Source organism: Streptomyces sp. NRRL WC-3626 (genome assembly GCF_000718785.1).
GTDB classification, from domain to species: domain Bacteria; phylum Actinomycetota; class Actinomycetes; order Streptomycetales; family Streptomycetaceae; genus Streptomyces; species Streptomyces edwardsiae.
This window is the reverse complement of record NZ_JOCA01000025.1, coordinates 96,743-118,869: the sequence shown is the minus strand read 5'-3', so window position 1 is coordinate 118,869 and position 22,127 is coordinate 96,743. Positions and strand designations below refer to the sequence as shown.

The 22,127-nt window shown below is 71.3% G+C and carries 19 protein-coding genes and 1 pseudogene; 5 read left to right on the top strand and 15 right to left on the bottom strand.

Annotated features, from left to right (window positions below; genetic code table 11):
- Positions 1 to 7: 7 nt before the first annotated feature.
- A complete protein-coding gene (aztB, locus tag IF28_RS0130480) occupies positions 8 to 892 on the bottom strand; it encodes a zinc ABC transporter permease AztB (protein WP_030226990.1) in 885 nt (294 codons plus the stop codon).
- Between the two features lie 15 nt (positions 893 to 907).
- Between aztB and aztA the strand changes: the two genes are divergently transcribed.
- Complete coding sequence (aztA, locus tag IF28_RS0130475; protein WP_030226986.1) at positions 908 to 1,651, top strand: zinc ABC transporter ATP-binding protein AztA; 744 nt, start codon at positions 908 to 910, stop codon at positions 1,649 to 1,651.
- A gap of 195 nt (positions 1,652 to 1,846) precedes the next feature.
- On the opposite strand, the gene IF28_RS0130470 is transcribed toward aztA, so the two are convergent.
- Positions 1,847 to 2,128: a hypothetical protein gene (locus tag IF28_RS0130470; protein WP_030226983.1), complete on the bottom strand. Its 282-nt coding sequence runs from the start codon at positions 2,126 to 2,128 to the stop codon at positions 1,847 to 1,849.
- Between the two features lie 251 nt (positions 2,129 to 2,379).
- Here IF28_RS0130470 and IF28_RS0130465 point away from each other — a divergent pair.
- Positions 2,380 to 3,825, top strand: a pseudogene (locus IF28_RS0130465) (ABC-F family ATP-binding cassette domain-containing protein); the annotation flags it as partial.
- A gap of 385 nt (positions 3,826 to 4,210) precedes the next feature.
- Here IF28_RS0130465 and IF28_RS36620 read toward each other — a convergent pair.
- The 6 genes from IF28_RS36620 to IF28_RS0130435 form a co-directional block, all read right to left on the bottom strand.
- The gene (locus tag IF28_RS36620; protein ID WP_267883075.1) at positions 4,211 to 5,149 is read right to left on the bottom strand and encodes an MFS transporter; all 939 of its coding nucleotides are present in this window, start codon (positions 5,147 to 5,149) and stop codon (positions 4,211 to 4,213) included.
- A gap of 120 nt (positions 5,150 to 5,269) precedes the next feature.
- On the bottom strand, positions 5,270 to 5,641 hold the full coding sequence (locus tag IF28_RS0130455; RefSeq protein ID WP_030226979.1) for a MerR family transcriptional regulator: 372 nt from the start codon (positions 5,639 to 5,641) through the stop codon (positions 5,270 to 5,272).
- Positions 5,642 to 5,666: 25 nt separating this feature from the next.
- Positions 5,667 to 6,881 carry an NAD(P)/FAD-dependent oxidoreductase gene (locus IF28_RS0130450; RefSeq protein ID WP_030226977.1) on the bottom strand — a complete coding sequence of 405 codons (1,215 nt, stop codon included), beginning with the start codon at positions 6,879 to 6,881 and terminating at the stop codon, positions 5,667 to 5,669.
- The gene (locus tag IF28_RS0130445; RefSeq protein ID WP_030226974.1) at positions 6,878 to 7,096 is read right to left on the bottom strand and encodes a ferredoxin; all 219 of its coding nucleotides are present in this window, start codon (positions 7,094 to 7,096) and stop codon (positions 6,878 to 6,880) included. Before IF28_RS0130445 ends, IF28_RS0130450 begins: the two co-directional genes overlap by 4 nt.
- Before the next feature lie 12 nt (positions 7,097 to 7,108).
- Positions 7,109 to 8,005, bottom strand: a complete 897-nt coding sequence (locus IF28_RS0130440) for a pyridoxamine 5'-phosphate oxidase family protein (RefSeq protein WP_030226971.1) — start codon at positions 8,003 to 8,005, stop codon at positions 7,109 to 7,111.
- Between the two features lie 158 nt (positions 8,006 to 8,163).
- Entirely contained in the window at positions 8,164 to 8,628 is a 465-nt protein-coding gene (locus tag IF28_RS0130435) for a VOC family protein (RefSeq protein WP_030226969.1), read from the bottom strand.
- 177 nt (positions 8,629 to 8,805) lie between these two features.
- Between IF28_RS0130435 and IF28_RS0130430 the strand changes: the two genes are divergently transcribed.
- Both IF28_RS0130430 and IF28_RS0130420 read left to right on the top strand, forming a co-directional pair.
- Positions 8,806 to 9,396 (top strand): CGNR zinc finger domain-containing protein, encoded by a 591-nt coding sequence (locus IF28_RS0130430; RefSeq protein WP_030226966.1) that lies wholly within the window; start codon positions 8,806 to 8,808, stop codon positions 9,394 to 9,396.
- Positions 9,397 to 9,801: 405 nt separating this feature from the next.
- Positions 9,802 to 11,544, top strand: a complete 1,743-nt coding sequence (locus tag IF28_RS0130420; protein WP_030226961.1) for a GAF domain-containing protein — start codon at positions 9,802 to 9,804, stop codon at positions 11,542 to 11,544.
- Positions 11,545 to 11,552: 8 nt separating this feature from the next.
- Here the strand turns inward: IF28_RS0130420 and narI are convergent, their stop codons facing one another.
- The 6 genes from narI to IF28_RS0130390 form a co-directional block, all read right to left on the bottom strand.
- Positions 11,553 to 12,320: a respiratory nitrate reductase subunit gamma gene (gene narI / locus IF28_RS0130415; RefSeq protein WP_051713938.1), complete on the bottom strand. Its 768-nt coding sequence runs from the start codon at positions 12,318 to 12,320 to the stop codon at positions 11,553 to 11,555.
- A complete protein-coding gene (narJ, locus tag IF28_RS0130410; RefSeq protein ID WP_030226956.1) occupies positions 12,317 to 12,970 on the bottom strand; it encodes a nitrate reductase molybdenum cofactor assembly chaperone in 654 nt (217 codons plus the stop codon). Before narJ ends, narI begins: the two co-directional genes overlap by 4 nt.
- Entirely contained in the window at positions 12,967 to 14,646 is a 1,680-nt protein-coding gene (gene narH / locus IF28_RS0130405; protein WP_030226953.1) for a nitrate reductase subunit beta, read from the bottom strand. Before narH ends, narJ begins: the two co-directional genes overlap by 4 nt.
- A gap of 1 nt (position 14,647) precedes the next feature.
- Positions 14,648 to 18,331 (bottom strand): nitrate reductase subunit alpha, encoded by a 3,684-nt coding sequence (locus IF28_RS0130400; protein WP_051713937.1) that lies wholly within the window; start codon positions 18,329 to 18,331, stop codon positions 14,648 to 14,650.
- A 190-nt stretch (positions 18,332 to 18,521) separates the two neighbouring features.
- Positions 18,522 to 18,998 carry a hemerythrin domain-containing protein gene (locus IF28_RS0130395; RefSeq protein WP_030226949.1) on the bottom strand — a complete coding sequence of 159 codons (477 nt, stop codon included), beginning with the start codon at positions 18,996 to 18,998 and terminating at the stop codon, positions 18,522 to 18,524.
- A 57-nt stretch (positions 18,999 to 19,055) separates the two neighbouring features.
- Positions 19,056 to 20,327: an MFS transporter gene (locus IF28_RS0130390; protein ID WP_051713936.1), complete on the bottom strand. Its 1,272-nt coding sequence runs from the start codon at positions 20,325 to 20,327 to the stop codon at positions 19,056 to 19,058.
- Between the two features lie 288 nt (positions 20,328 to 20,615).
- Between IF28_RS0130390 and IF28_RS0130385 the strand changes: the two genes are divergently transcribed.
- A complete protein-coding gene (locus IF28_RS0130385) occupies positions 20,616 to 21,038 on the top strand; it encodes a pyridoxamine 5'-phosphate oxidase family protein (RefSeq protein ID WP_030226945.1) in 423 nt (140 codons plus the stop codon).
- A gap of 29 nt (positions 21,039 to 21,067) precedes the next feature.
- Here IF28_RS0130385 and IF28_RS0130380 read toward each other — a convergent pair whose 3' ends face one another.
- Positions 21,068 to 22,072, bottom strand: coding sequence for an Acg family FMN-binding oxidoreductase (locus IF28_RS0130380; protein ID WP_051713935.1), 1,005 nt, complete (start codon positions 22,070 to 22,072; stop codon positions 21,068 to 21,070).
- Between the last annotated feature and the right edge of the window lie 55 nt (positions 22,073 to 22,127).

Genomic DNA, 22,127 nt, shown 5'->3' with positions numbered 1-22,127 from the left:
GATCGCCTCAGGTTTCGTTCGGTCGGGTCGTGGGGGCATGCCCGGGGTCGGCGGCGGGCCGGGGGATGTCCGCGCGGCGCCTGTGTCGTATCCCGGATGCCAGGTGGGACAGGAAGAAGAGGCTGACGGCGAGAGCCGAGACGGTCGCGCCGGCCGCGGTGCTCAGATGCCAGGAGAGCAGCAGGCCGCCGAAGGTGGCGGCCGCGCCGAGGAGCGCCGCGAGGACCATGACGCCCCGCACGCCGCGCGCCCAGGGCAGGGCCGCCGCCGGCGGGGCGATGAGCAGGCCGAGGACGAGCAGCGTTCCCACGATGTGGAAGGAGGCCACGATGGCCAGGGCCAGCAGGCCGAGGAGCACGGCGTGCGCCGGCCCGGGCCTCAGGCCGAGCGTCCTGGCCTTGCGCTCGTCGAACGCCAGCGCCAGGAAGGCCCGGTGACCGAGGGCCGAGACGGCCAGCGCCAGCAGCAGCGCCAGCCCGAGGAGGGCCAGATCGCTCTCGCGTACGGCGAGTACGTCACCGAAGAGGAACCCGGTGAGGTCCACGGCGAAGGACTGCGAGCGGGACACGATGATGACGCCGAGCGACAGCATGCCGACGAACAGCAGGCCGATACCGGTGTCCTGGGACAGCCTCGGAGTGCGGCCGAGGGCGGTGACACCCGCCGTCATGACAGCCGCGCTCGCCACCGCCCCCACCAGCAGGTTGCCTCCGAGCAGTGCGGCGATCGCGACGCCCGGCAGCAGGCCGTGGGACATGGCGTCACCGAGGAAGGCCATCCCCCTCAGCACCACCCATGTCCCCGCGAGGGCGCAGATCGCCGACACCAGAATCCCGGCCCACAGGGCCCGCTGCACAAAGGCCACTTCGAAAGGGGCCGTCAACCACTCCATACGGCGAACACTACAATGACAATCATGTTCAACAAACACCGCCTCGAATCCCCCGATGCCGAAGCGAACGATCAGCGCGTTCGCGTCACCGGTCTGGAAGCGGGCTATCCGGGCAGGCTTGTACTGCGCCAACTCACTGCCGACATACGGGCGTTGGCGATGACGGCGCTCGTCGGACCGAACGGGAGCGGCAAGTCCACACTCCTCGGTGTCCTCGCCGGAGTGATCGATGCCACATCCGGGCAGCTCACTTACGCACCCGGCCGTCCGCCGGCCTTCGTCCCGCAGCGTGGTGCCGTCGGCGACGCGCTGCCGCTCACCGCGCGACAGACCGTGGAGATGGGCCGTTGGGGGCAGCGGGGGCTGTGGCGGCGGCTGACCCGCCACGACCGGACCGTGGTCGACTCCGCCATGGAGCGGCTGGGCGTCCTGGGCCTCGCCGCCCGCCAACTCGGCGAGCTGTCCGGCGGGCAGCGCCAGCGCGTGCTGATCGCCCAGGGCCTCGCCCAGCAGTCCGACCTGCTGCTGCTGGACGAGCCGACCACCGGGCTGGACCCCGAAGCCCGGGCGCGGATCACGACCCTCCTGACGGACCTGGTCGCCGACGGCACGACCGTCGTCCAGGCCACGCACGACCTGGAGGCCGCCCGCTCGGCCGACGCCTGTCTGCTCCTCAGCGACGGACGGCTGGTCGCCCAGGGCTCACCGGAGCAAGTACTCAGCCCTGAGGCCCTGTCCCGGATCTGGCAGCCGGAATGAAGCGTGCGCGCCGGGCCGGTCCCGCCCGGCGCGCCTCCGGCTCGTCACCGCGCGTGCGGTGGGGGCGGCGGGACCTCTCCGCGTGGCGCGCGAACCGCGGGGCCGCACGCGGCCCGATGTGAGCAACCGCCGTCCGTCCGGCGGCCGTTCGGGCAAGAGGACCGGAGCCGCGCGCACGACCGCCCAACGGCGAACTCAGAGGGCTCCGGCGGTGTCGCCGGAGCCGGCCGCTTCCTCCTGCGCCATGCCGACGAGGCGCCGGATCACCTCGACCGGCATGTCGAGCCCCTCGGAGGCGGCCTGCTCGTCGCCGAACACCTGCACCGCCTCGGCTACCGCCCCGGCCAGTTCGACCTCGGCCTTGCGGACCTTCGCCTCGGCCTTGTCCACGGTGTCGACCACCGCCAACTGGCGGCGCTGCTTCTCCTGAAGCCTCTGTTTGCGGGAAGGGATCTTCTCAGAGCTCTGCACAGACATAGCCCAAGATCATAATCAGTTCACCTGGGCACCGGCGCCCGCCACCTCCACGCCCGCACCCACAGCGATACGAGACGGACCGTCTTGCCAAATCGCCCGCCGTGCCGTACGGTCCTCCGTATGGGTTCCCTGTGACATCACCGGCGCCGGACGCGTAGAGCTCTGCTCCGCCTTCGCCGCGCCTCGCCGTGCAATCGTCCACAGCTGTCCGGCCCGGGGCTGAAGCCCACGCGGCCAGGAGGGACCCGAACATGCACACCTCACAAGTCACCCTGTGCCACGTCACCAAGCGCTACCCCGGCCGCACCGTCCTCGACCAGGTCTCCTTCACGCTGAAGCAGGGTGAGAAGGCAGGGCTGATCGGTGACAACGGCGCCGGGAAGTCCACCCTGCTGAGGCTGATCGCCGGTCAGGAGAGCCCCGACGGCGGCGAGGTGGCCGTGACCGCCGCGGGGGGTGTCGGCCATCTGCCGCAGAGCATCCCCCTCCCTCCGACCGCCACCGTCCAGGACGCCGTCGACCTGGCCCTGGCCGACCTGCGTGCTCTGGAGGCGGAGTTGCGCCGGGCCGAGCAGGCGCTCGGTGACGGCGAGAACCGGGCGGCGCTCGCCGCCTACGCCGTACTCCTCGCACGCCTTGAGGCCCGGGGCGGCTACGACGCCGATCACCGGGTGGACATCGCGCTGCACCACCTCGGCCTGCCGGCTCTGGGCCGTGGGCGCCGCCTCGGGACCCTCTCCGGCGGTGAGCGCTCCCGTCTCGCCCTGGCCGGTGTCCTCGCCGGCCGGCCGGAGCTGCTGCTTCTGGACGAGCCGACGAACGACCTGGACGACCACGCCGTGGAGTGGCTGGAGGCACAACTGCGGGCGCACTGCGGCACGGTACTCGTGGTCACCCACGACCGCGTCTTCCTGGAACGCCTGACCACCACGGTCCTGGAGGCCGAGGCGGGGAGAGTCACCCGGTACGGCGACGGGTATGCCGGCTACCGCGCGGCGAAGGCGGCGGAGCGCCGCCGCCGGTTCCAGGAGTACGCGGACTGGCGGTCCGAGCTGGCCCGCAACGAGCGCCTGGCCATTGGCCAGGCGGCCCGCCTCGGCGCCATCCCGCGCAAGGCGGCACTGGCCAACTTCGGCCACGGCGGCTTCCGGGCCCGTGGCCGGGCGCACGGCGCCATGGCCCGCGTCCGCAACGCCCGCGAGCGGGTGGAGCGGCTGACCTCGAACCCGGTGGCACCTCCGCCGGACCCGCTGGCCTTCAGCGTGCACTTGGGGATCCCGGGGGACGTCGGGGACAGCATGGAGACCGCTACCGCACAACTCCCCGCCGTCCAGCTGGCGGAGGTGCGCGTGGGTGAGCGCCTGCGTCTCGGTTCCCTCACTCTCGGCCGGGGCGGCCGGCTTCTCGTCACCGGTCCCAACGGCGCCGGCAAGACCACGCTGCTGAAGCTGCTCGCCGGTGAACTGCGGCCGGACGAGGGCACGGTGCGGGTGCCGGGCCGGGTGGGACATCTGCGCCAGGACGAGACGCCGTGGCCACCGGATCTGGCGGTGGCCGAGGCGTTCGGGCTGGGCCGTGTGGGCGCCGCCGACGAACACGCCGACGCCCTGCTCTCCCTCGGCCTCTTCAGGCCGGCGGAACTGGGTTCGCGCATGGGCGAGTTGTCGTACGGTCAGCGCCGTCGTGTCGATCTGGCGCCCCCGCGCCGGCCCGCCGGCGGCGCCCCCCCCCCGCGCACGCCCGGCCCCCGCCGCCCCCCCCGCCCCCCCCCCCCCCGCCGTACCCTCGAGGTCAGCTCGATGCGTCGATCGGCTTCGCCGAGTCTTCGGGACGTGACCCGGGGAACGCGTAGGTTCGCGCGGAGACGACGACGGCCAGCGTGAGGATGACGAGGACCGCCACCACGGTCATGAGCGACGCGGAACCGAGGCCGGCGAGGAGGACCCCGCCGATCAGGCCGCCGAGGCCGATCCCGCCGTTCCACATCGTGACCATCAACGGCTGTGCCGCGTCGGCGTGTTCACGAGCCGCCGCCATCAGCGCGCCCTGGAACAGCGTCGCGGCCCCGCCGAACGCCAGCCCCTATGCCGCCACCGCGGCATAGTCCACGATCGCGGTCCGTGCCCAGAGAGTCAGCGCGACCGCCGCCAGTGCGAAGAGCGCCGTACTGAGCAGGGTCAGGCGGCGGTGATGCCGGTCGACGAACACACCCGTGAGCCAGATGCTCAGGATGGAGGCGATACCGAAGACGAGCAGAATCCACTGCACCTGGTCCGCGAGACCGACTCCCGCCAGCACGGGTGCGATGTACGTGTAGAGGACGGTGTGGGCGAGCACGTACACGCCCGTGACGATCAGGATGGTGCGAAGGCCCCGGATGCGGAGGAGACTGCGCAGGGGAAGCCGCTCGGCCGCCTCCTGGCCGGGGACGTCGGGCAGCTTCCACAGCGTCCAGACGATGAGCACCGCGGCCAGCACCGACATCAGGCCGAAGGTGAGCTGCCAGCCCACGATCTGCCCGAGGAACGCTCCGACCGGTACCCCCAGGGCGAGAGCCACGGGGGTACCGGCGAAGGCGAAGGCCATGGCCCTGCCCTTCACCGCGTCCGGCGCGATGCGCTGTGCATAGCCGCCTAGGATGCTCCATGTCACGCCTGACGCCGCACCGGCGACGAACCTCGCCACCATGGTGAGGGTGTAGTCGGCGGAGAACGCTGTGACAAGGTTGGCGACGAGGAATCCGGCGAGCGCGACGACGAGGAGACGCCGTCTGGGCCAGTTCGCCGTGGCGACCGCCACGGGGATCGCCGTGAGCATCGTGGCGACGGCGTAGATGGTCACCGTCTGGCCTGCCACCGACTCGGAGACGTCGAGCGCATCGCTCATCCGGGGGAGCACTCCGGCGGGCAGGGCCTCGGTGAGCGTGGTGATGAAGCCTGCCGTGAAGAGCGAGACGAGTGCTGCGATGGGGAGGCGGTCCTCTCGCTGCGACCGCACGATCGTGTCCTGCACCTTGGTCACTTTTCCTTCTTCTCTGGCACATCCAAGCCGGAGTTCGGCGATCTGCCAGGGTCTCGACGCACCGCGAACGCGGTGCCGAGTCGATGCTGCAACCTTGACATCGATGAGAAGGCAAGCCGGTCAGGCGACCTCGGCGGCTGATGCCCGGGAGACGGCGCTCAGGTACTCGTCCATGGCCTGGAGGTTCCGCGTCAGGACGGTGACGCGCTCCCGCAGCCGCTCCCTTTCGGCTGCGATCCGGCGCACGAAATCCGGGTCGCCGTACTCGGATTTCGCGGCGGCGGCCAAGCAGGGCAGAACCTCTCGGATGATCTCCGTGGTCAGTCCGGCTCTCAGCAGTCCACGAATGTGCTCGACCCGCCGCACGGCCGCCTCGTCGTAGCATCGGTAGCCGTTCTCCTCACGGCGCGGTGCGAGAAGGCCCTGCTCTTCGTAGTAGCGCAGAAGACGCGTGGAGACACCGACCCGGTCCGCGAGCTCCTTGATTCTCATCCTCGCCCCTGTCCTGCTGCCGTGGTCATGCGGAACGCGCTTCGACGGGGGTTTCCAAGTCCCTTGCGAGCTGTTCCCGGTACCGCGCGATGTGCGCCGCACGGTTTGCCGTGAGTGCTCCCACGAGCCGTCCGTCGCGGCAGTAGGCGACGTTGAGGCGCCGGCGCCCGATGTCGTATTCACGGGTGACGGACTCGTCGGCCTCCCTCGGCAGGCCCACCGCACGGAAGCGGACGCCGTACTGGGTCGACCAGAAGGACGCGACAGGCCGGTAGACCGAGGGGGCACGAGGGTGGAGGAGTGTGCGCGCCGCGATGCGCGCCTGTTCCACCGCGTTGCTCCAGTGACCGAGGCTGAGGAGTCCCGATGCGTGAGGATGGGGAAACCGTGTGACATCGCCCGCCGCGACGATCGTGGGATGTGGCCGGCCGTCCGTTCCCACGGCGCGTGTGTGGACGTCGGTGACCAGTCCTCCGTCCAGCCGCAGGCCCGACGCGGTGAGCCAGTCGGTGTGGGGAACGGCTCCCAGGGCGAGGAGTACGGTGTCCGCGTTCACCTGGCATGCTCCGTCGAGGGTGACCGAGGTGACGCGCCGGCCGCCTTGCAGCCCGGTGAGCGTGGTGAACGGCCGGACCGATACGCCTGCCGTGTGGTGGAGGTCCGAGAGGAACGATGCCGCGTCCTCCCCCAGTACCCGGTGCAGTGGCGCCGGCCCTCGGATGGCGAGGGTCACGTCGTGCCCCAACTCCGCGCCGGTCGCCGCGGCTTCGCTTCCGATGAAGCCGCCACCGGCGACGAGGACACGTCGTGGCCCGGTGCCGAGGTCACGTCTGAGCGCCGTGGCGTCGTCGAGGGTGCGGAGGGTGTGGACACCTGTGGCAGGAAGCGGGCCGGGCCAGGAGCGGGCCCCGGCACCGGTGGCGATGACGAGACCGTCGTACGGGACACTCCCGCCGTCGTCCAGATGCACCGTGTGCTCGCCGGTATCGAGGTGGACCGCCCGTCGGCCGTAAAGTTCCGTCAGCCCGAGGACGGCTGTGTCCGCCAGGGCCAGTGACGTGTGGTCCGCGCCGGAGACGAGGAACCCCTTCGACAAGGGTGGTCTGTCGTAGGGGGCATGGGGTTCCTCGCCGATCAACGTGATGGGGCCCGCGTGTCCCTGGTCTCGCAGGGCGCGCGCCGCGTTCAGCCCCGCGAGTGAGGCACCGACGACGACCATGCGCGTCGGCTGCTCGGTCATCGTGTGCTCTCGATACGGATCGCACGCACCGGACATGCGGCCGCGGCGGCGACGGCCTTCTCGTACTGGGAGACGTCCGGGTCGGGCTCGTACACCAGGACGTCGTCCTCGTCGAAGGCGAACACCTGCGGTGCGGCGAAGACACACTGGCCATGGCTCTCGCACAGGCCCATGTCGACGATCACTTCGAGACCGGTGAAGGGAGACTCGGTCATGTGCTTGTTCCTTTACCTGGTCGGGGGGTTGAAGCGGGAGAACTGGGGAGCGCTCCAGCGCAGCGGGGAGGCGTGGTCGATACGGATCAGGCGCTCGACGGTGAAGTCCACGACGCGCTGCGCTCCCGGCAGGGCGGCCGCGTGGTCCGGGTCCCAGTCCACGGCCGCCATGCCGGTCAGGTGCAGCAGGGTTCCTGTGGTCCAGTCGGGGATCAACAGGCCTGCGCGGGGATTGACTTCGAGGTTTCCGAAGGTGTTGAACATCGAGTTGCCGACGTAGTCGGGCCAGCGCAGACGGTGGGGGCTCAGGGCTTCGAGGAAGCCCGGGTCGCCGCCGCGGTGCGAAGCGTCGGCGTTGCCGTCCGTGTCCGTCGTGGCGATGAAGAAGGTGTCGGTGTTCTCGACGAGCGTGATGTCCTCGCCGGTGAGCGCACCACCTTCACGGGGCTCGCCGGGAGCGGCCGGCTGCCAGTGAGGCTCCCTCTTCTGGATGTACTTCGGGCAGTTGGCGTAGATCTGCTCGAGCCGGATCTCCAGACCGCCGTCGGTGGGGCGTGCCGTGCCGTTCATGCGCATGCGCCGCCGTGTGCCGGGCTGCAGGGCGATCATGCCGAGGCGGGCCGGCTCGGCGAGTGTGCGGTGCAGGGGGTCGCCGGTCGAGGGGGTGGCGGCGACGCTCAGGGAGGAGGGGCCGCTGACGGTGATGAATCCGGGTTCCCCCGTCAGGAGCGAGGACCAGACGTTCCCGCTGCTGTCGGCCGCGCCGATGAAAAGCACCGGCTGCTCGGCCAGGAAGTCCGCGGCCACGGCCGGGATCTCGGTCATGATGGCGGCCGAGACCGCCCTGGCCCGTTCACTCAGACCGGCTCTCTCCTGCACGGCCAGTTCGCCGCGGTGGAACGGCTTCATGTCTGCTCCTCACGGTGTCGGCGTGTCACGCGCTGACGGGGAGGGCGCGTCCCCCGGGTGTCGGGGCCGCGCCCGGACGACAGCTCGTCTCCGTGCGCCGGAAGGCTCGCGCACCCGTCGTCCGGTGCGGGCCGGGACCTCCCTGCGCCGTGGCTGTGCTAGAAGAACCCGCAGGTGGGCTCCTGTCCGGCGGGGGCGGGCGCGCCCTGTGCACCGGTCGGCACGAAGACCTCGAGACGAATGCCGTCGGGGTCACGGAAGAAGATGCCGCCCGACGCGGCGCCCTCGGCGTGCGCCGTGATGCCGTCGTGGACGAAGTCCGTGTCCAGTTCGCGCAGCACCGCCTCGGTCGCGGCGAGCTCGTCGAGGGTGTCCACCTGGAAGGAGAGGTGGTGCAGGCCGGCGGTGCCGGTGGCGAAGCCGTCCTCGCTCTGCTGCCAGAGGGTGACGACGAGGTCGTCGCCGCGGCCGAGGAACGCCCACCGGCGGGTGTCCTCCTTGCCTTCGGCGAGGGTCTCGAAGCCGAAGACGCGGGCGTAGAACGGCAGCGAGCGGTCGAGATCGGTGACGCTGAGGCCGATGTGGCCGGTCTTGAGGGTGGCAGGGGACGGAGGGGTGGTCATGAGAGTTCCTTCCAGGAGGTGGGTACGTCCGGCCAGCGGGGATGAGCAAGGCATCCCCGCCTAACCGGTCAATTTCAAATTAACGGTTGACGCTCCCGGCGTCAACCGATGAAAGTTGCTTAGCCGGTTATGCTTCATGGGTGTGATGGCATGGCCCCCGACACGAAAGGGCACCGCATGAACACCCAGCCAGCCCAGGCCGTCGGCGCGGACCCGCGCCCTCTGCTCGGGGAGCCCTTGCCGCTGGATCTGCTGAACACGCGCTGGACCGACGACAGTGGCGCTCATGACCTGCTGGAACGCCCCGGCGGACTCGCGGTCTGGCTCTCGTCCGCCGGCCTCGCCGACGTCGCGCCCGACACCCAGGAGACCCTCGGCGCGCTGCTGGCCACGCGGACCGCGCTGAACTCGCTCGTGACCAGCGAGGGGCACGGCCTCGAGCGGTCCAGGGAGATGCTCAACGACACGCTGGCCCACGGGCGCGTTCGGCATCTGCTGGGCACGGAGGGCCCGGAGACGGTCGTCGAGACCGACACTCCCGGCTGGCTCGCCGCCTGGCGTACGGCCGAGGTCTATCTGCGGCTGCTGGAGGAGGGGGCCGACCGCATCCGCAAGTGCGCCAACCCCGACTGCCGGTTGCGGTTCTACGACACGTCCAGGAACGGACGCCGCCGGTGGTGCTCCATGGCGGCCTGCGGCAACCGCGCGAAGACCCGCCGGCACTACGAACGCCACCAGGGCGGCCCCGGGCCGGACAGGATCCACTAACCGGCAAAGTACTGTTTCACGGTTGGGCGGGCGCCCTTTCCGGCACCGCCGACTCCCGGGGCTGCCCATCCTGAAGCCGTGAAGGCAGTGGGCGCCCGGGACACCGCTCCTGCCTCGGCGACGCCGCCTGCACGGCCGCCGTCCTGAAGGAACCCACGATCCGGGACGTGGCCCGGGAGGACCTCCACCGCATCGTCGACATGGCGCTGCGCGCCCTGCAGCGCGACGGCGGCCCGCGACGGGACCCGGGGCGGTCCGGACCGTACGCGGCGCTCCGCTCGAAGACGCCGGGTCATAGGATCTTGACTGCCGGTACGGCCGCGCTGTACCCATACGTTCGGGTGCCGGGGACCGTTCGGGCATGATGAGGAGGTGCCGGCGGTACCTTTTCCGGAGGGAGCGGAAATGGCGGAGACTCCTGCACGGGGGCGCGAGGGCGGCGGCCCGGCGGCGCCCCAGCTGCGGCTGGACGAGCTGCTGGAGGGGCTGCAGGCCCATATCGCCCAGGTCCGCGCGACGCGGGACCGGGTGCACACGCTGCTGGACGCCGTCCTCGCCATCGGCTCCGATCTGGATCTCGACGTGGTGCTGCGCCGGATCACCGAGTCGGCCGTGACCCTCGTGGACGCCCGGTACGGGGCGCTGGGAGTGATCGGCGAGGAAGGGAGGATCCGGCAGTTCATCACGGTCGGCATGGACGAGGAGACCGTCCGGAGGATCGGCCACTATCCCGAGGGGCAGGGCATCCTCGGGCTGCTGATCCGTAAGCCGGAACCGCTGCGTCTGGCCGAGCTCGGCCGCCACCCCGACTCGGTGGGCTTTCCCGAGGGACACCCGCCGATGACCACGTTCCTGGGAGCGCCGGTGCGCGTGCGCGACCAGGTCTTCGGCAACCTGTATCTGACCGACAAACGCGACGGCGCGGAGTTCGACGACGACGACGAGGCGGTGCTGCGCACGCTCGCGGCCGCGGCCGGCGTCGCGATCGACAACGCCCGTCTGTACGAGGACACCCGGCGCCGGGAGCAGTGGCTGGCGGCCAGCAGCGATCTGGCCCGCAGCCTGCTGTCGGGCGCGGACCCGGAGCAGGTGCTGCACCAGGTCGCCGCCACCGTCAGGACGCTGTCCGGCGCCGCCCTGGTGACGCTCGCGGTACCGCTGGAGGGCGGCGACGAGCTGGTGATCGAGGCCGCGGACGGTGCGGGGGCCGAGCAGGTCGAGGGGCTGGTCCTGCCGGCCGCCACGCTGGCCGCGAAGGTCTACCGGTCCAACCAGCGGGTCACCAGCGGTGCGCTGTCCGACGAACCGCAGTCCGGGGGCGGCTCAGCGGCGCAGATCGACCTGGGGCCGGGTTTCCTGCTCCCGCTGGGCGGTGGCGAGCATGTGCGCGGGGTTCTGCAGGTCGCGAACCTGCCCGGCGGCACCGAGTTCACCGACGCCACCATGGCCATGATCAACGGCTTCTCCGACCAGGCCGCCCTCGCCCTGGAGATCGCCGAGCACCGCCGCGAGGCCGACCATCTCATGGTGCTGACGGACCGCGACCGTATCGCCCGTGATCTGCACGACCTGGCGATCCAGCGGTTGTTCGCCTCCGGGCTGACGCTGAATTCCGTCCTCGGCCGTGTCTCCGACCGGCCTGAGGTGGCCGAGCGTGTCCAGCGGGTCGTCGAGGACCTGGACGACACCATCAAGACCATTCGCGGCACGATCTACGCCCTGCGCGAGCGGGACCGGGCCGACGGGCGCGGCGGGCTGCGCGCGAAACTGCTCACCGAGACCGACCGCGCCGCGGCCGTGCTCGGCTTCACCCCCGCTCTGCGCATGACCGGGCTGCTGGACACCGTCGTACCGGCCGGGCATGCCGAGCATCTCCTCGCGGTGGTGCGCGAGGCCCTCTCGAACGCCGCCCGGCACGCGCACGCGACGGCGGTCGAGGTCACCGTCGAGACGGACAGCAGCCGGGTCCGGCTCCGTGTCGCCGACAACGGGACCGGTATCGACCCGGCCGTCACCCGCCGCAGCGGCCTGGACAACCTGAGCCGGCGCGCCGCCGACCTGGGTGGCGCTTTCGCCCTCACGCCGAACGAGCCCACCGGCACCGTCGTGGAGTGGACCGTTCCGCTCTCCGCGCCCACCGGGGCCTGAACGGCCGTTCACCCCACGCGTTCCCAGCCGCGGCGCGGCGGCCGGGTGCCGAGGCGGCTGTCACGGCTGCGGTAGACGATGTACGGGCGGGTGAGGTAACCCAGCGGCGCGGTGAGCATATGGACGAGCCGGGTGAACGGCCAGGCCGCGAAGAGCAGCAGGGCGCTGATCGCGTGCAGCTGGAACAGCACCGGGGCGCCGGTCATCAGGTCCGGGTCGGGCTGGAAGTAGAAGATCGAGCGGAACCACGGGGAGATCGTCTCGCGGTAGTCGTATCCTCCGCCGACGAGGTTCGCGGCCACCGTGGCGGACAGGCCGAGCCCGATGGTCACCGTGAGGGAGACGTACATGGCCTTGTCGTTGCGGGTCGTGGCGGAGAAGACGGGGCCGACGGTGCGGCGCCGGTAGATCAGGATGGCAAGTCCGCCCAGGGTGGCGACGCCCGCGATGGTGCCGAGGACGACCGCGCCAATGTGATACATGTGCTCGCTGATCCCGGCCGCCTCGGTCCAGCTCTTGGGGATGACGAGGCCGCCGATGTGGCCGAGGAGCACGACGAGGATGCCGAAGTGGAACAGGGGGCTGCCGATGCGCAGCAGGCGCCGTTCGTACAGCTGGGAGGAGCGGGTGGTCCAGCCGAACTTGTCGTAGCGGTAGCGCCAGATGTGGCCGAGCACGAACACGGCGAGGGCCACATAGGGCAGGACGACCCAGAGCAGGATGCCGCCGGTGCCGGTCCCGACCGCCAGGGTGAGGGGCTGCGCGGGCGCGGTCATCGGGGGCCTCCTACGACGGGGTCGGGCAGGAACACGGGCGACGCGTAGGGGTCGAGGCCGACCTGTTCCTCGGGCGGGCCCTGAGCGGCGAGGCGCAGGACGGCTTCGCGGTCGTCGCCGGCGAGGGCGGGCAGGGTGGCCGAGACGGAGTCCAGGACGTGCGCCCAGGGTGCGGCGTCGTCGGTCAGGGCCAGGCGCAGCAGTTCCAGGCCGGCACGGTGCTCGGTGAGGAGGCGGTGTCCGGCCCCGGGGTCCGTGGCGGCGAACTCCAGGACGACGGCGAGGTGGTCGGGCAGTTCGTCGTCGGTCAGGCGCCGGCCGGCCGCGGCGTACGTCTGTTTCAGCCGCAGCAGGGCGAGGCCGCGCTTCCTGGTGTCACCGTGGGCGTAGTACGTCAGATAGGGGCAGCAGCGTTTGCGGTGGTCGAAGGTGGCGACGTAGGCGGTGGCCAGATCGGCGCCGGCCGTCCGTCCGGCGTGGGCGGTGAAGCGGAGCAAGGGGTGGGCGACGGGTTCCGGGAGGGTGGCGGCGACCCGGGCCGCCAGGGCCAGGCGCTGCTCGAACTGCTCGTCCGGGTAGGCGAGCAGCAGGGACTGGACCTGCCAGGCGTGGGGGTGCCAGGGCTGGGTGCGGGTGGTCTTCCTTCTCATGGCTTCGGCTCACCCTTCCCGTCGTCGGCCGGCCGGTCCGGGAAGAGTCCGGGCGGGGAACCCTTGCCGTCCCAGTTGAGGAGGTTGACGCGGGTGTCCTTGTCGGTGGGGGCGGCGGCGGTGTCGGAGGTCTGCCGGTGGCGCAGGGCGTGGAAGTTCTCCACCGCGATCGGTGCCGCGCCGCCGGAGGACTCACCGAAGGGGCCGGAGCCGCCCATGCCGGGGCCGCCCTCGTAGTCCAGGCTGCACTCGGTGGCCAACTCCTCGAGCTGGTGGGCCTGCTCGGCGTGGGCGGGCGGGATGACGTACCGCTCGTCGTACTTCGCCAGGGCCAGCAGCCGGTACATGTCGTACAGCTGTTCCTCGCCCATGCCGACGGTCTCGGGGATGGAGGCGTCGGGTTCGCGGCCGAGGTTGATGTCCCGCATGTAGGCGCGCATGGCGGCCAGCCGGCGCAGGACCGCGTCCACGGGTGCCGGGTCGCCCGCGGTGAAGAGCTGGGCGAGGTAGTCGACCGGGATGCGCAGGGCGTCGACGGCGGCGAAGAGGTTGCGGTGGTCCTCGGCGTCCCGGCCGGTGTCCCGTACGGCGTCGACGACCGGGGAGAGCGGCGGGATGTACCAGACCATGGGCAGGGTGCGGTACTCCGGGTGCAGCGGCAGGGCCACCTTGTAGGTGTTGATGAGGGCGTGGACCGGGGACCGCTGGGCGGCCTCGATCCAGTCCCGGGGGATGTCCGCCTTCTCCGCCGCCGCGATGACCTGTGGGTCGTACGGGTCGAGGAAGACCTGCCGCTGGGCCTCGTACAGGCCGGTGTCGTCGGGGGTGGAGGCGGCTTCCAGGACGCGGTCGGCGTCGTAGAGGACGAGCCCGATGTAGCGCAGCCGGCCGACGCAGGTCTCGGAGCAGACGGTGGGCAGGCCGACCTCGACGCGGGGGAAGCAGAAGGTGCACTTCTCGGCCTTGCCGGTGCGGTGGTTGAAGTACACCTTCTTGTACGGGCAGCCCGTGACGCACATCCGCCAGCCGCGGCAGCGGTCCTGGTCGACGAGGACGATGCCGTCCTCCTCGCGCTTGTAGATCGCGCCGGAGGGACAGGAGGCCGCGCACGAGGGGTTGAGGCAGTGCTCGCAGATGCGCGGCAGATAGAACATGAAGGTCTGCTCGAACTCGAACTTGATCTTCTCGGAGACCTCGTTGAGGAGGACGTCCTTCTCGCCGTGTTCGGCGGATCCGCCGAGGTCGTCGTCCCAGTTCGCCGACCAGGAGATCTTCATGTCCTTGCCGGTGATCAGGGACTTGGGGCGGGCGACCGGGGTGTGCTCCTGCAGCGGGGCGTTGGTCAGGGTCTCGTAGTCGTACGTCCAGGGCTCGTAGTAGTCGTCGAGGGACGGGAGGACGGGGTTGGAGAAGATCGTGACGAGCTTCTTGAAGCGGCCGCCGGCCTTCAGCGCGAGATTGCCGCGCTTGTTCAGCTCCCAGCCACCGCGCCACTTCTCCTGGTCCTCGTAGCGGCGGGGGTAGCCCTGGCCGGGCCGGGTCTCGACGTTGTTGAACCAGACGTACTCGACTCCGGCGCGGTTGGTCCATGCCTGTTTGCAGGTGACTGAACAGGTGTGGCAGCCGATGCACTTGTCGAGGTTCATCACCATCGCCATCTGTGCCATGACCCGCATCTCAGTACTCCACCTCCTGGTTCGTACGGCGCCGGACGACGGTGACCTCGTCGCGCTGGTTGCCGGTCGGGCCGAGGTAGTTGAAGGCGTACGACAACTGCGCGTAGCCGCCGATGAGATGGCTCGGTTTGATCAGCAGCCGGGTGAGGGAGTTGTGGATGCCGCCCCGGCGGCCCGTGGTCTCGGTGCGGGGCACGTCGATCAGCCGGTCCTGGGCGTGGTGCATGTAGACCGTGCCCTCCGGCATCCGGTGCGAGACGATCGCGCGGGCGGCGACCACGCCGTTGCGGTTGACCGCCTCGACCCAGTCGTTGTCCTTCACCCCGGCCTTGGCCGCGTCCTGGGTGCTCATCCAGATCGTCGGTCCGCCCCGGGACAGCGACAGCATGAACAGGTTGTCCTGGTACTCGGAGTGGATCGACCACTTGTTGTGCGGGGTGAGGTAGCGCACGGTGACGCCGAGTTCGCCGGTATCGCCGATGCAGGGCTCGCCGAAGAGCGCGTTCATGTTCAACGGGGGCCGGTAGACGGGGAGTTGCTCACCGAGTGCGCTCATCCAGTCGTGGTCGAGGTAGAAGTGCTGGCGGCCGGTGAGGGTGTGCCAGGGTTTGAGCCGCTCGACGTTGACGGTGAACGGCGAGTAGCGGCGTCCGCCGGTCTCCGAACCCGACCATTCCGGGGAGGTGATGACCGGCACGGGGGCGGCCTGGGTGTCGGCGAAGGTGATCTGTTTGCCCTCGTGCTCGGCGGCCAGATCCGCCAGCCGGGTCCCGGTGCGTGCCTCGACGGTGTGGAAGCCCTGCGTGGCCAGATGCCCGTTCGTGGTGCCCGACATCGCGAGGATCGCCTCGCAGGCGTGCACATCGCGGGCGATCGACGGACGGCCGTCGGCCGCCCCGCCGCGTACCGTGCCGTTCTTGTGCCGCAGGTAATCGAGTTCGCGTTCCAGTCTGAAGGTGACGCCCTTGGTGGTGGCGCCCAGGGTGTCCAGCAGCGGGCCGAGCGCGCCCATCCTGTCGGCGACGGCGCCGTAGTCGCGCTCCACGGTGATCAGCTTGGGCATGGTGCGGCCGGGAACCGGCTCGCACTCCCCCGCCTTCCAGTCACGCACCCTGCCGTGCGGGTTCGCCAGTTCGTCCGGGGTGTCGTGCAGCAGCGGCGCGGCCACCACGTCCTTGCGTACGCCAAGATGCTCCGCGGCCTGCCGGCTGAACTCGCGGGCGATGGTGTGGAAGGCGTCCCAGTCCGTGCGGGTCTGCCAGGGCGGGGAGATCGCCGGATTGAAGGCGTGCACGAAGGGGTGCATGTCGGTGCTGGACAGATCGTGCTTCTCGTACCAGGTGGCGGCGGGCAGCACCACGTCGGAGAAGACGGTGGTGCTCGTCATGCGGAAGTCGAGGGTGAGCAGCAGATCGAGTTTGCCCTCGGGGGCCTCCTCCCGCCAGACCACGTCCCGCGGCCGCGCCCCGGGGGGCGCCTCCGTGGCGCGTACGGAGGAGTCGGTGCCGAGCAGGTGCTTGAGGAAGTACTCGTTTCCCTTGGCCGAGGAGCCCAGGAGATTGGCCCGCCACACGGTCAGCACGCGCGGGAAGTTGCGCGGCGCGTCGGGGTCCTCGCCCGCGAACCCGAGCCGTCCCGCCTTCAGTTCCTCCACCACGTGTTCGCCCACGGTGCGGCCCGCCGTCTCGGCCTCGTCGGCGAGGTCGAGGGGGTTGCGGTCGAAGGTCGGATACGACGGCATCCAGCCCATCCGTGCCGACTGCGCGATCACGTCCGCCGTGGTCTTCCCGGCGAACGGGCCTCCCGCACCGGCCGCGGCGAGCGTGTCGGCGGAGAACGGGTCGTAGCGGAACTGGTCGCCGTGCAGATACCAGTAGGCCGTCTGGATCATCAGCCGGGCCGGGCGGTTCCAGTCGGCGGCGGTCGCGATCGTGGAGTAACCGGTGAGGGGGCGCACCTTCTCCTGGCCGACGTAGTGCGCCCAGCCGCCACCGTTGACGCCCTGGCAGCCGGTGAGGGTCGTCAGGGTAAGGAAGGCCCGGTAGATGGTGTCGGAGTGGAACCAGTGGTTCGTCCCCGCCCCCATGACGATCATCGAACGGCCGCCGGACTCCTCCGCGTTGGCCGCGAACTCCCGGGCGATCCTGGCCGCCTTCCCCGCGTCCACCCCGGTGAGGGCGGCCTGCCAGGCGGGGGTGTACGGCTCGCTCGCGTCGTCGTAGGAGGCGGGCCACCGGCCGGGCAGGCCGTCGCGGACGACGCCGTACTGGGCCAGCAGCAGGTCGTAGACCGTGGTGACCAGCCGCCCGGCGACCCGGCGTACGGGCACGCCGCGCCGCAGCCGGTCCGCGCCGCCGTCGAGGGCGTCGAAGCGGGGCAGTTCGACCGCGACCGGTGTCTCCTCACCGCCCTCGGCGGACAGCAGGGGCCGGGTCTCGCCGAGGTCGAGGTTCCACTTGCCGGCGCCCGAGTCGCCGTAGCGGTCGCCGAGCGTGCCGTTCGGGACGACGGGCCGGCCGGTGGCCTCGTCCAGCAGCACGGTACGGAACTCCGCGTGCTCGGCCTCCGCGTGCTCGCCGCCGAGGTCGGCGGCGGTCAGGAACTTGCCGGGCCGGTAGGTGCCCGGTTCACCCTCCGCCTCCTCGAGGGCGACCAGGAAGGGCAGATCCGTGAACTTCCTGACGTAGTCGGTGAAGTACGGAGTGGCCCGGTCGACGAAGAACTCCTTGAGGATCACATGCCCCATGGCCATCGCCAGCGCGCCGTCGGTGCCGGGCTGGGCGGCGAGCCACTCGTCGGCGAACTTCACGTTGTCCGCGTAGTCCGGCGACACGACGACGACCTTCTGGCCGCGATAACGGGCCTCGACCATCCAGTGGGCGTCCGGAGTGCGGGTCACCGGCAGGTTCGAACCCCACATGATCAGATAGCCGGCGTCCCACCAGTCCCCCGACTCCGGTACGTCCGTCTGGTCGCCGAACATCTGCGGCGAGGCGACCGGCAGGTCGGCGTACCAGTCGTAGAACGACAGCATCGCCCCGCCGAGCAGCGAGTAGAAGCGGGCCCCGGCCGCGTGCGAGACCATCGACATCGCCGGGATCGGTGAGAACCCGGCCAGCCGGTCGGGACCGTACTCCTTGATCGTGTGGACGTGCGCGGCGGCGATCATCTCCACCGCCTCGTCCCAGCTAGCCCGCACCAGGCCGCCCTTGCCGCGCGCCCGTTTGTAGCGGCGCGCCTTCTCGGGGTCGGACACGATGTCGGCCCAGGCCGCGACCGGGTCGCCGAGCCGCTCCCTGGCCTCGCGGTACATCCGCAGCAGGACGCCGCGGACGTACGGGTAGCGCACCCTGGTGGGCGAGTAGGTGTACCAGGAGAAGGCCGCCCCCCGGGGGCAGCCGCGCGGCTCGTACTCGGGGCGGTCCGGGCCGACGGACGGGTAGTCGGTCTGCTGCGCCTCCCAGGTGATGATGCCGTCCTTGACGTACACCTTCCAGGAGCAGGAACCCGTGCAGTTCACACCGTGGGTGGAGCGGACCACCTTGTCGTGGGACCAGCGGTCCCGGTAGAACTCGTCCGCCTGTCTGCCGCCCTTGCGGTGCAGGGTGCGCAGGTCGTCGGAGACCTCCGCCCGGGTGAAGAAGCGGCGGCTGCGGACGAGCGCCTCCGCCAGCTCGCCGTCCATGCCTGCCGGTGTCCGACCGGTCTCCGTGCCCACCGTGCCACCCCGTCCCGGGCACGCGGGCCCGTCCGAGTCGTGATCAAGTCTGGCCGCAACGACTCTACGACTCCTGTCCCCGGGAAGGTCAACAGCCGCACCAGGATCACGCGAAACGGGCCCTTCGATCGAGAGGGACGGCGCACCGTCGGTGGGATCAGGAGGCCGGCCGGGGCAGGGCGGTGCCTGCCTCCGCGCGGACCTTGTCGACCGCTTCCCACTCCTCGGTGCCGAGGGTGGCGAGCGCCGCGGGGAAGACGCCGTCCTGTTCCTTGAGGATGTGGTCGCGCAGCATGGCCATGGACTCCAGCAGACGGTCGGGCCAGGCCGGGTCCGCCGGGGTGACGCCGTCGGCGGCCTCGGCGAGCACCGACTCGACCTGCCGGTGCTCGGCCTCCAGGGCGGCGATCTGGTCGGGGAAGTCGGCGGCCATCGCGGGGAACAGACCGTGCTCCTCGACCCGGGTGTGGGGGACGAGCACGGTGGTGATGCGGCGGGCCAGCTCGGCCATCCGGGCGATGTCCCCGCTCCGGTGGGCGGGGCGCAGGTGGCTGATCAGGCGGACGACCTCGTCGTGCTCGCGGGTCAGTTCGTCGATGGACGCCAGGGACTGGCAGCCGCAGTACTCGCACATCGTCGGTTCTCCTTCACCTTGTCCGGCAGGTCCGTGGTGTCCGTCCGCCCGCCGGTGTCAGCCGGCGGTCTGTGCGGTGCGCTGCCGGCGTCCGCGGCCGGTGCGCGGTGCCCGGTCGCCGCCCCGGACGCCGGTGAGGGTGTAGGCCAGTGCGGCGGCGGCCACGACCGCGAGGAGGGCGAGGCCCGCCGCGTAGGTGCCGTACTCTCCGTACAGGGAGCCCATCACCAGCGGGGGCAGGAAGCCGCCCAGTCCGCCGGCGGCACCGACCACGCCGGTGACGGAGCCGACCTTGTCGGCCGGGGTCCGCTGGGCGACCAGGGCGAAGGTCGCCCCGCTGCCGGCGCCGAGCGCGGCGGCCATGGCGAGGAAGGCGATGGTGCCCACCGGGGCCAGCGCCGGGGTGAAGGACTGCGCCACCGCGCCGGCCACGACGACGCCCAGCGAGCCGGCCAGTACCCGGACCGGACCCAGCCGGTCCGACAGCCAGCCGCCGATCGGGCGCATCGCCACCGCCAGCAGCACGAATCCGGCCATCCGGTTCGCGGCGTCGGCCTGGGTGAGGCCGTAGCCGGTCTTGAGGTAGGTGGGCAGGTAGACGGAGAAGGCGACGTAGCCGCCGAACGCGACCGCGTACAGGGCGGACGCCTGCCAGGTGATGCCGAGGCGCAGGGTCGAGGCGAGACGGCGGGCCAGCGGCTCGGCCGGCACGGTACGGCCGGGTGCGTCACGCAGCAGCAGCGCGGCGGCCACCGCGTACACGGCCAGCGCCCCCGCGGTGATCAGGAACGGCGTCGCCATGCTGTTCGCGTCGACCAGCTTCACCGTGGTCAGGGCGCTGATCGCGGTGCCTCCCATGCCCGCGCCGAAGACGCCGATGGCCAGACCGCGCCGCTCGGGCGGGAACCAGGAGTTGACGAGGGGCACGCCGACGGCGAAGGCGGTGCCGCCGATGCCGAGGAAGAACCCGCCGGCCAGCAGGGCGGCGAGGGAGGAGTGCCCGGCCAGGCCGAGATAGAGCACCGGCACGATGGTGACGGCGGACACGATCGGGAACATCACCCGTCCGCCGAACCGGTCGGTGAGCGCGCCCACCGGGACACGCCCGAGGGAGCCGACGACGACGGGGACCGCCACCAGCAGCGACTGTTCGAACGACGACAGGTCGAGGCCGGTCTTGAAGCGCGGGCCCAGCGGGCTCAGCAGCGCCCACGCCCAGAAGTTGACGGCGAAACCGATCGTCGCCAGGGCCAGCATCAGCCACGCCCGGCCGGGCACGGGAGCACCCGGCGATGTGTTTTCACTCTTCGGCTTCAACGACTGGACCATGTTGTCCGTTCCCTCTCCTCGAGCAGGGGTGGTGAGCGGGCACCACCGGGACCGCACATCCGCGGCAGGCCCCTCGCCCGCCCGACTGCGTCCCATGACCACTGTCCGCAATCCGGGCACGCCGGCGGCATGGGCCATGAGTCCCTGTGGGCGGACGGACAGGCCCCTCCCGCGGCCCCGGACGTCCCTGTCCCCGGCCGGGTGCCCGGGCCGGTCGTCGCGAGCGGAGGCCCGGGGTAGGGCCGGTCGGCCCTACCCCGGGCGGGGTCCGCGGGGGACCATGGGCTGATGTTCCAGTCAGACGGCTTTCGCGCACTCGGCCGACAGGAGTGCCTGCGCCTGCTCGCCGTGGTGCCGGTCGGCCGCATCGTGTACACCCGGCAGGCACTGCCCGCGGTCCTGCCCATCAACTTCTCCCTGGACGAGGACGGCTCGGTTCTGGTGCGCACGTCGCCGGCCGCGGACCTCGTGCGCGCCGTCGACGGTGTCGTCGTCGCCTTCGAGGCTGACGAGTTCGACGCGGCGACCAGGTCCGGCTGGAGTGTGGTGGTCACCGGGCGCGCCTCCGTCGTGACCGACCCGGCCGAGCACGAGCGGCTTTCCCGGACCGGCCCCAGCTCCTGGATGCCGCTCACGGAGGAAGTGTTCGTCCGGATCGATTCCGAGATGGTCACCGGGCGTGAACTCAACGGGGCACTCAGCATGCGGTGAGGCGCACGCGTGCCCCGGCTCCGGTTCCCTCAGGTGGCGTCCGTCTCCCGGCCCGTGAGGGGCTCGAGGACGGATTCCGCGGACGCGCGGGGCGTCCGGGCGCCTTCGGGGCCGTATCCGAAGCGGATCAGTACCTGGGGGTGGCAGCGCCGCCTCGATCCGGCCATGGCCTCCCGCAGGTCCGGCCACTCCATGGCCTGGTGCAGTATCGAGGTCCGCACTCCGTGCGCGGTCGTCGTGAGCAGGACCCGCTCCAGGGCCTGCCCGGCGCGCAGCCAGTCGTGGCGCCGGTCGTCGGTCGTCCACAGCAGGGCCACCTGGGCATGGCGTTCGAAGCGCAGGGCGGGCAGGTGCGGGGCGGGCAGCGCGCCGATGAAGTCCCGCACCGGAATCCGCCCGGACGCGTCCTGCGGGCCCAGGGACGTCAGGGGAATGCCGTAGGCGGCGTCCGTTCCCGGGGCGGTGATCCAGGTACGTGCCTCGGCCGCGCGGGCGGAGTGGACGGTGTTGCGGGACTCGGCCGCCGCCGTCAGCCGCAGCAGGCGCCGGGTCGCCATGATGTCGGGGACGTCCAGACGCGCGCCCTCGGCGCGGGCCGCGCCGGTCATCTCGCTCACGATCGAATCCGGCACGGGCCGGCCGGTGAACGGCATCCGGCTGGTGTGACGTCGCTCGATGGCGGCGTGCAGAGCGCGCAGGGACGGCTGTCCGGGTACGGCGGTCCCGGTCAGCCGTACCGTGGCCAGTACGTCGGGATCCTCCCCGGCGGGACGGAGCCGGACCACGGGATGCCAGCCCAGGTGCTCGGCCGCCACCCGGAGGTTGAAGACGGCCGCGCCGACCGACAGGTACTGGGCGCGCAGCTGGGGATCGGTGGCCGGAAGCCGTCGTCTCCGGTCGACACGGACCAGGATCGACCTGCTGTCCGGGTCCAGCCCGAACCGCCAGGGCTGTGTGTTGTGGATCGACGGTGCGGCCACCGCGGCGGCCAGCAGGGCCTGAACGGCTGTGGCGTCGACTTCCCGGGTCTGCATCTCGGCTCCTTCACCACGTTGCCCTCCGTTGCGTCAACTCTGCGCCGCCGGGAGC

Coding starts and splice junctions, on each gene's coding strand:
- IF28_RS0130430 (WP_030226966.1), top strand. CDS start 8,806: ATGAACACCCAGCCAGCCCAGGCCGTCGGCGCGGACCCGCGCCCTCTG.
- IF28_RS0130455 (WP_030226979.1), bottom strand. CDS start 5,641: ATGAGAATCAAGGAGCTCGCGGACCGGGTCGGTGTCTCCACGCGTCTT.
- IF28_RS0130390 (WP_051713936.1), bottom strand. CDS start 20,327: ATGGTCCAGTCGTTGAAGCCGAAGAGTGAAAACACATCGCCGGGTGCT.
- narH (WP_030226953.1), bottom strand. CDS start 14,646: ATGCGGGTCATGGCACAGATGGCGATGGTGATGAACCTCGACAAGTGC.
- IF28_RS0130435 (WP_030226969.1), bottom strand. CDS start 8,628: ATGACCACCCCTCCGTCCCCTGCCACCCTCAAGACCGGCCACATCGGC.
- aztA (WP_030226986.1), top strand. CDS start 908: ATGACAATCATGTTCAACAAACACCGCCTCGAATCCCCCGATGCCGAA.
- IF28_RS0130440 (WP_030226971.1), bottom strand. CDS start 8,005: ATGAAGCCGTTCCACCGCGGCGAACTGGCCGTGCAGGAGAGAGCCGGT.
- IF28_RS0130400 (WP_051713937.1), bottom strand. CDS start 18,331: ATGGACGGCGAGCTGGCGGAGGCGCTCGTCCGCAGCCGCCGCTTCTTC.
- IF28_RS0130450 (WP_030226977.1), bottom strand. CDS start 6,881: ATGACCGAGCAGCCGACGCGCATGGTCGTCGTCGGTGCCTCACTCGCG.
- IF28_RS0130395 (WP_030226949.1), bottom strand. CDS start 18,998: ATGTGCGAGTACTGCGGCTGCCAGTCCCTGGCGTCCATCGACGAACTG.
- narI (WP_051713938.1), bottom strand. CDS start 12,320: ATGACCGCGCCCGCGCAGCCCCTCACCCTGGCGGTCGGGACCGGCACC.
- IF28_RS0130380 (WP_051713935.1), bottom strand. CDS start 22,072: ATGCAGACCCGGGAAGTCGACGCCACAGCCGTTCAGGCCCTGCTGGCC.
- narJ (WP_030226956.1), bottom strand. CDS start 12,970: ATGAGAAGGAAGACCACCCGCACCCAGCCCTGGCACCCCCACGCCTGG.
- IF28_RS0130445 (WP_030226974.1), bottom strand. CDS start 7,096: ATGACCGAGTCTCCCTTCACCGGTCTCGAAGTGATCGTCGACATGGGC.
- IF28_RS0130470 (WP_030226983.1), bottom strand. CDS start 2,128: ATGTCTGTGCAGAGCTCTGAGAAGATCCCTTCCCGCAAACAGAGGCTT.
- IF28_RS0130420 (WP_030226961.1), top strand. CDS start 9,802: ATGGCGGAGACTCCTGCACGGGGGCGCGAGGGCGGCGGCCCGGCGGCG.
- IF28_RS0130385 (WP_030226945.1), top strand. CDS start 20,616: ATGTTCCAGTCAGACGGCTTTCGCGCACTCGGCCGACAGGAGTGCCTG.
- aztB (WP_030226990.1), bottom strand. CDS start 892: ATGGAGTGGTTGACGGCCCCTTTCGAAGTGGCCTTTGTGCAGCGGGCC.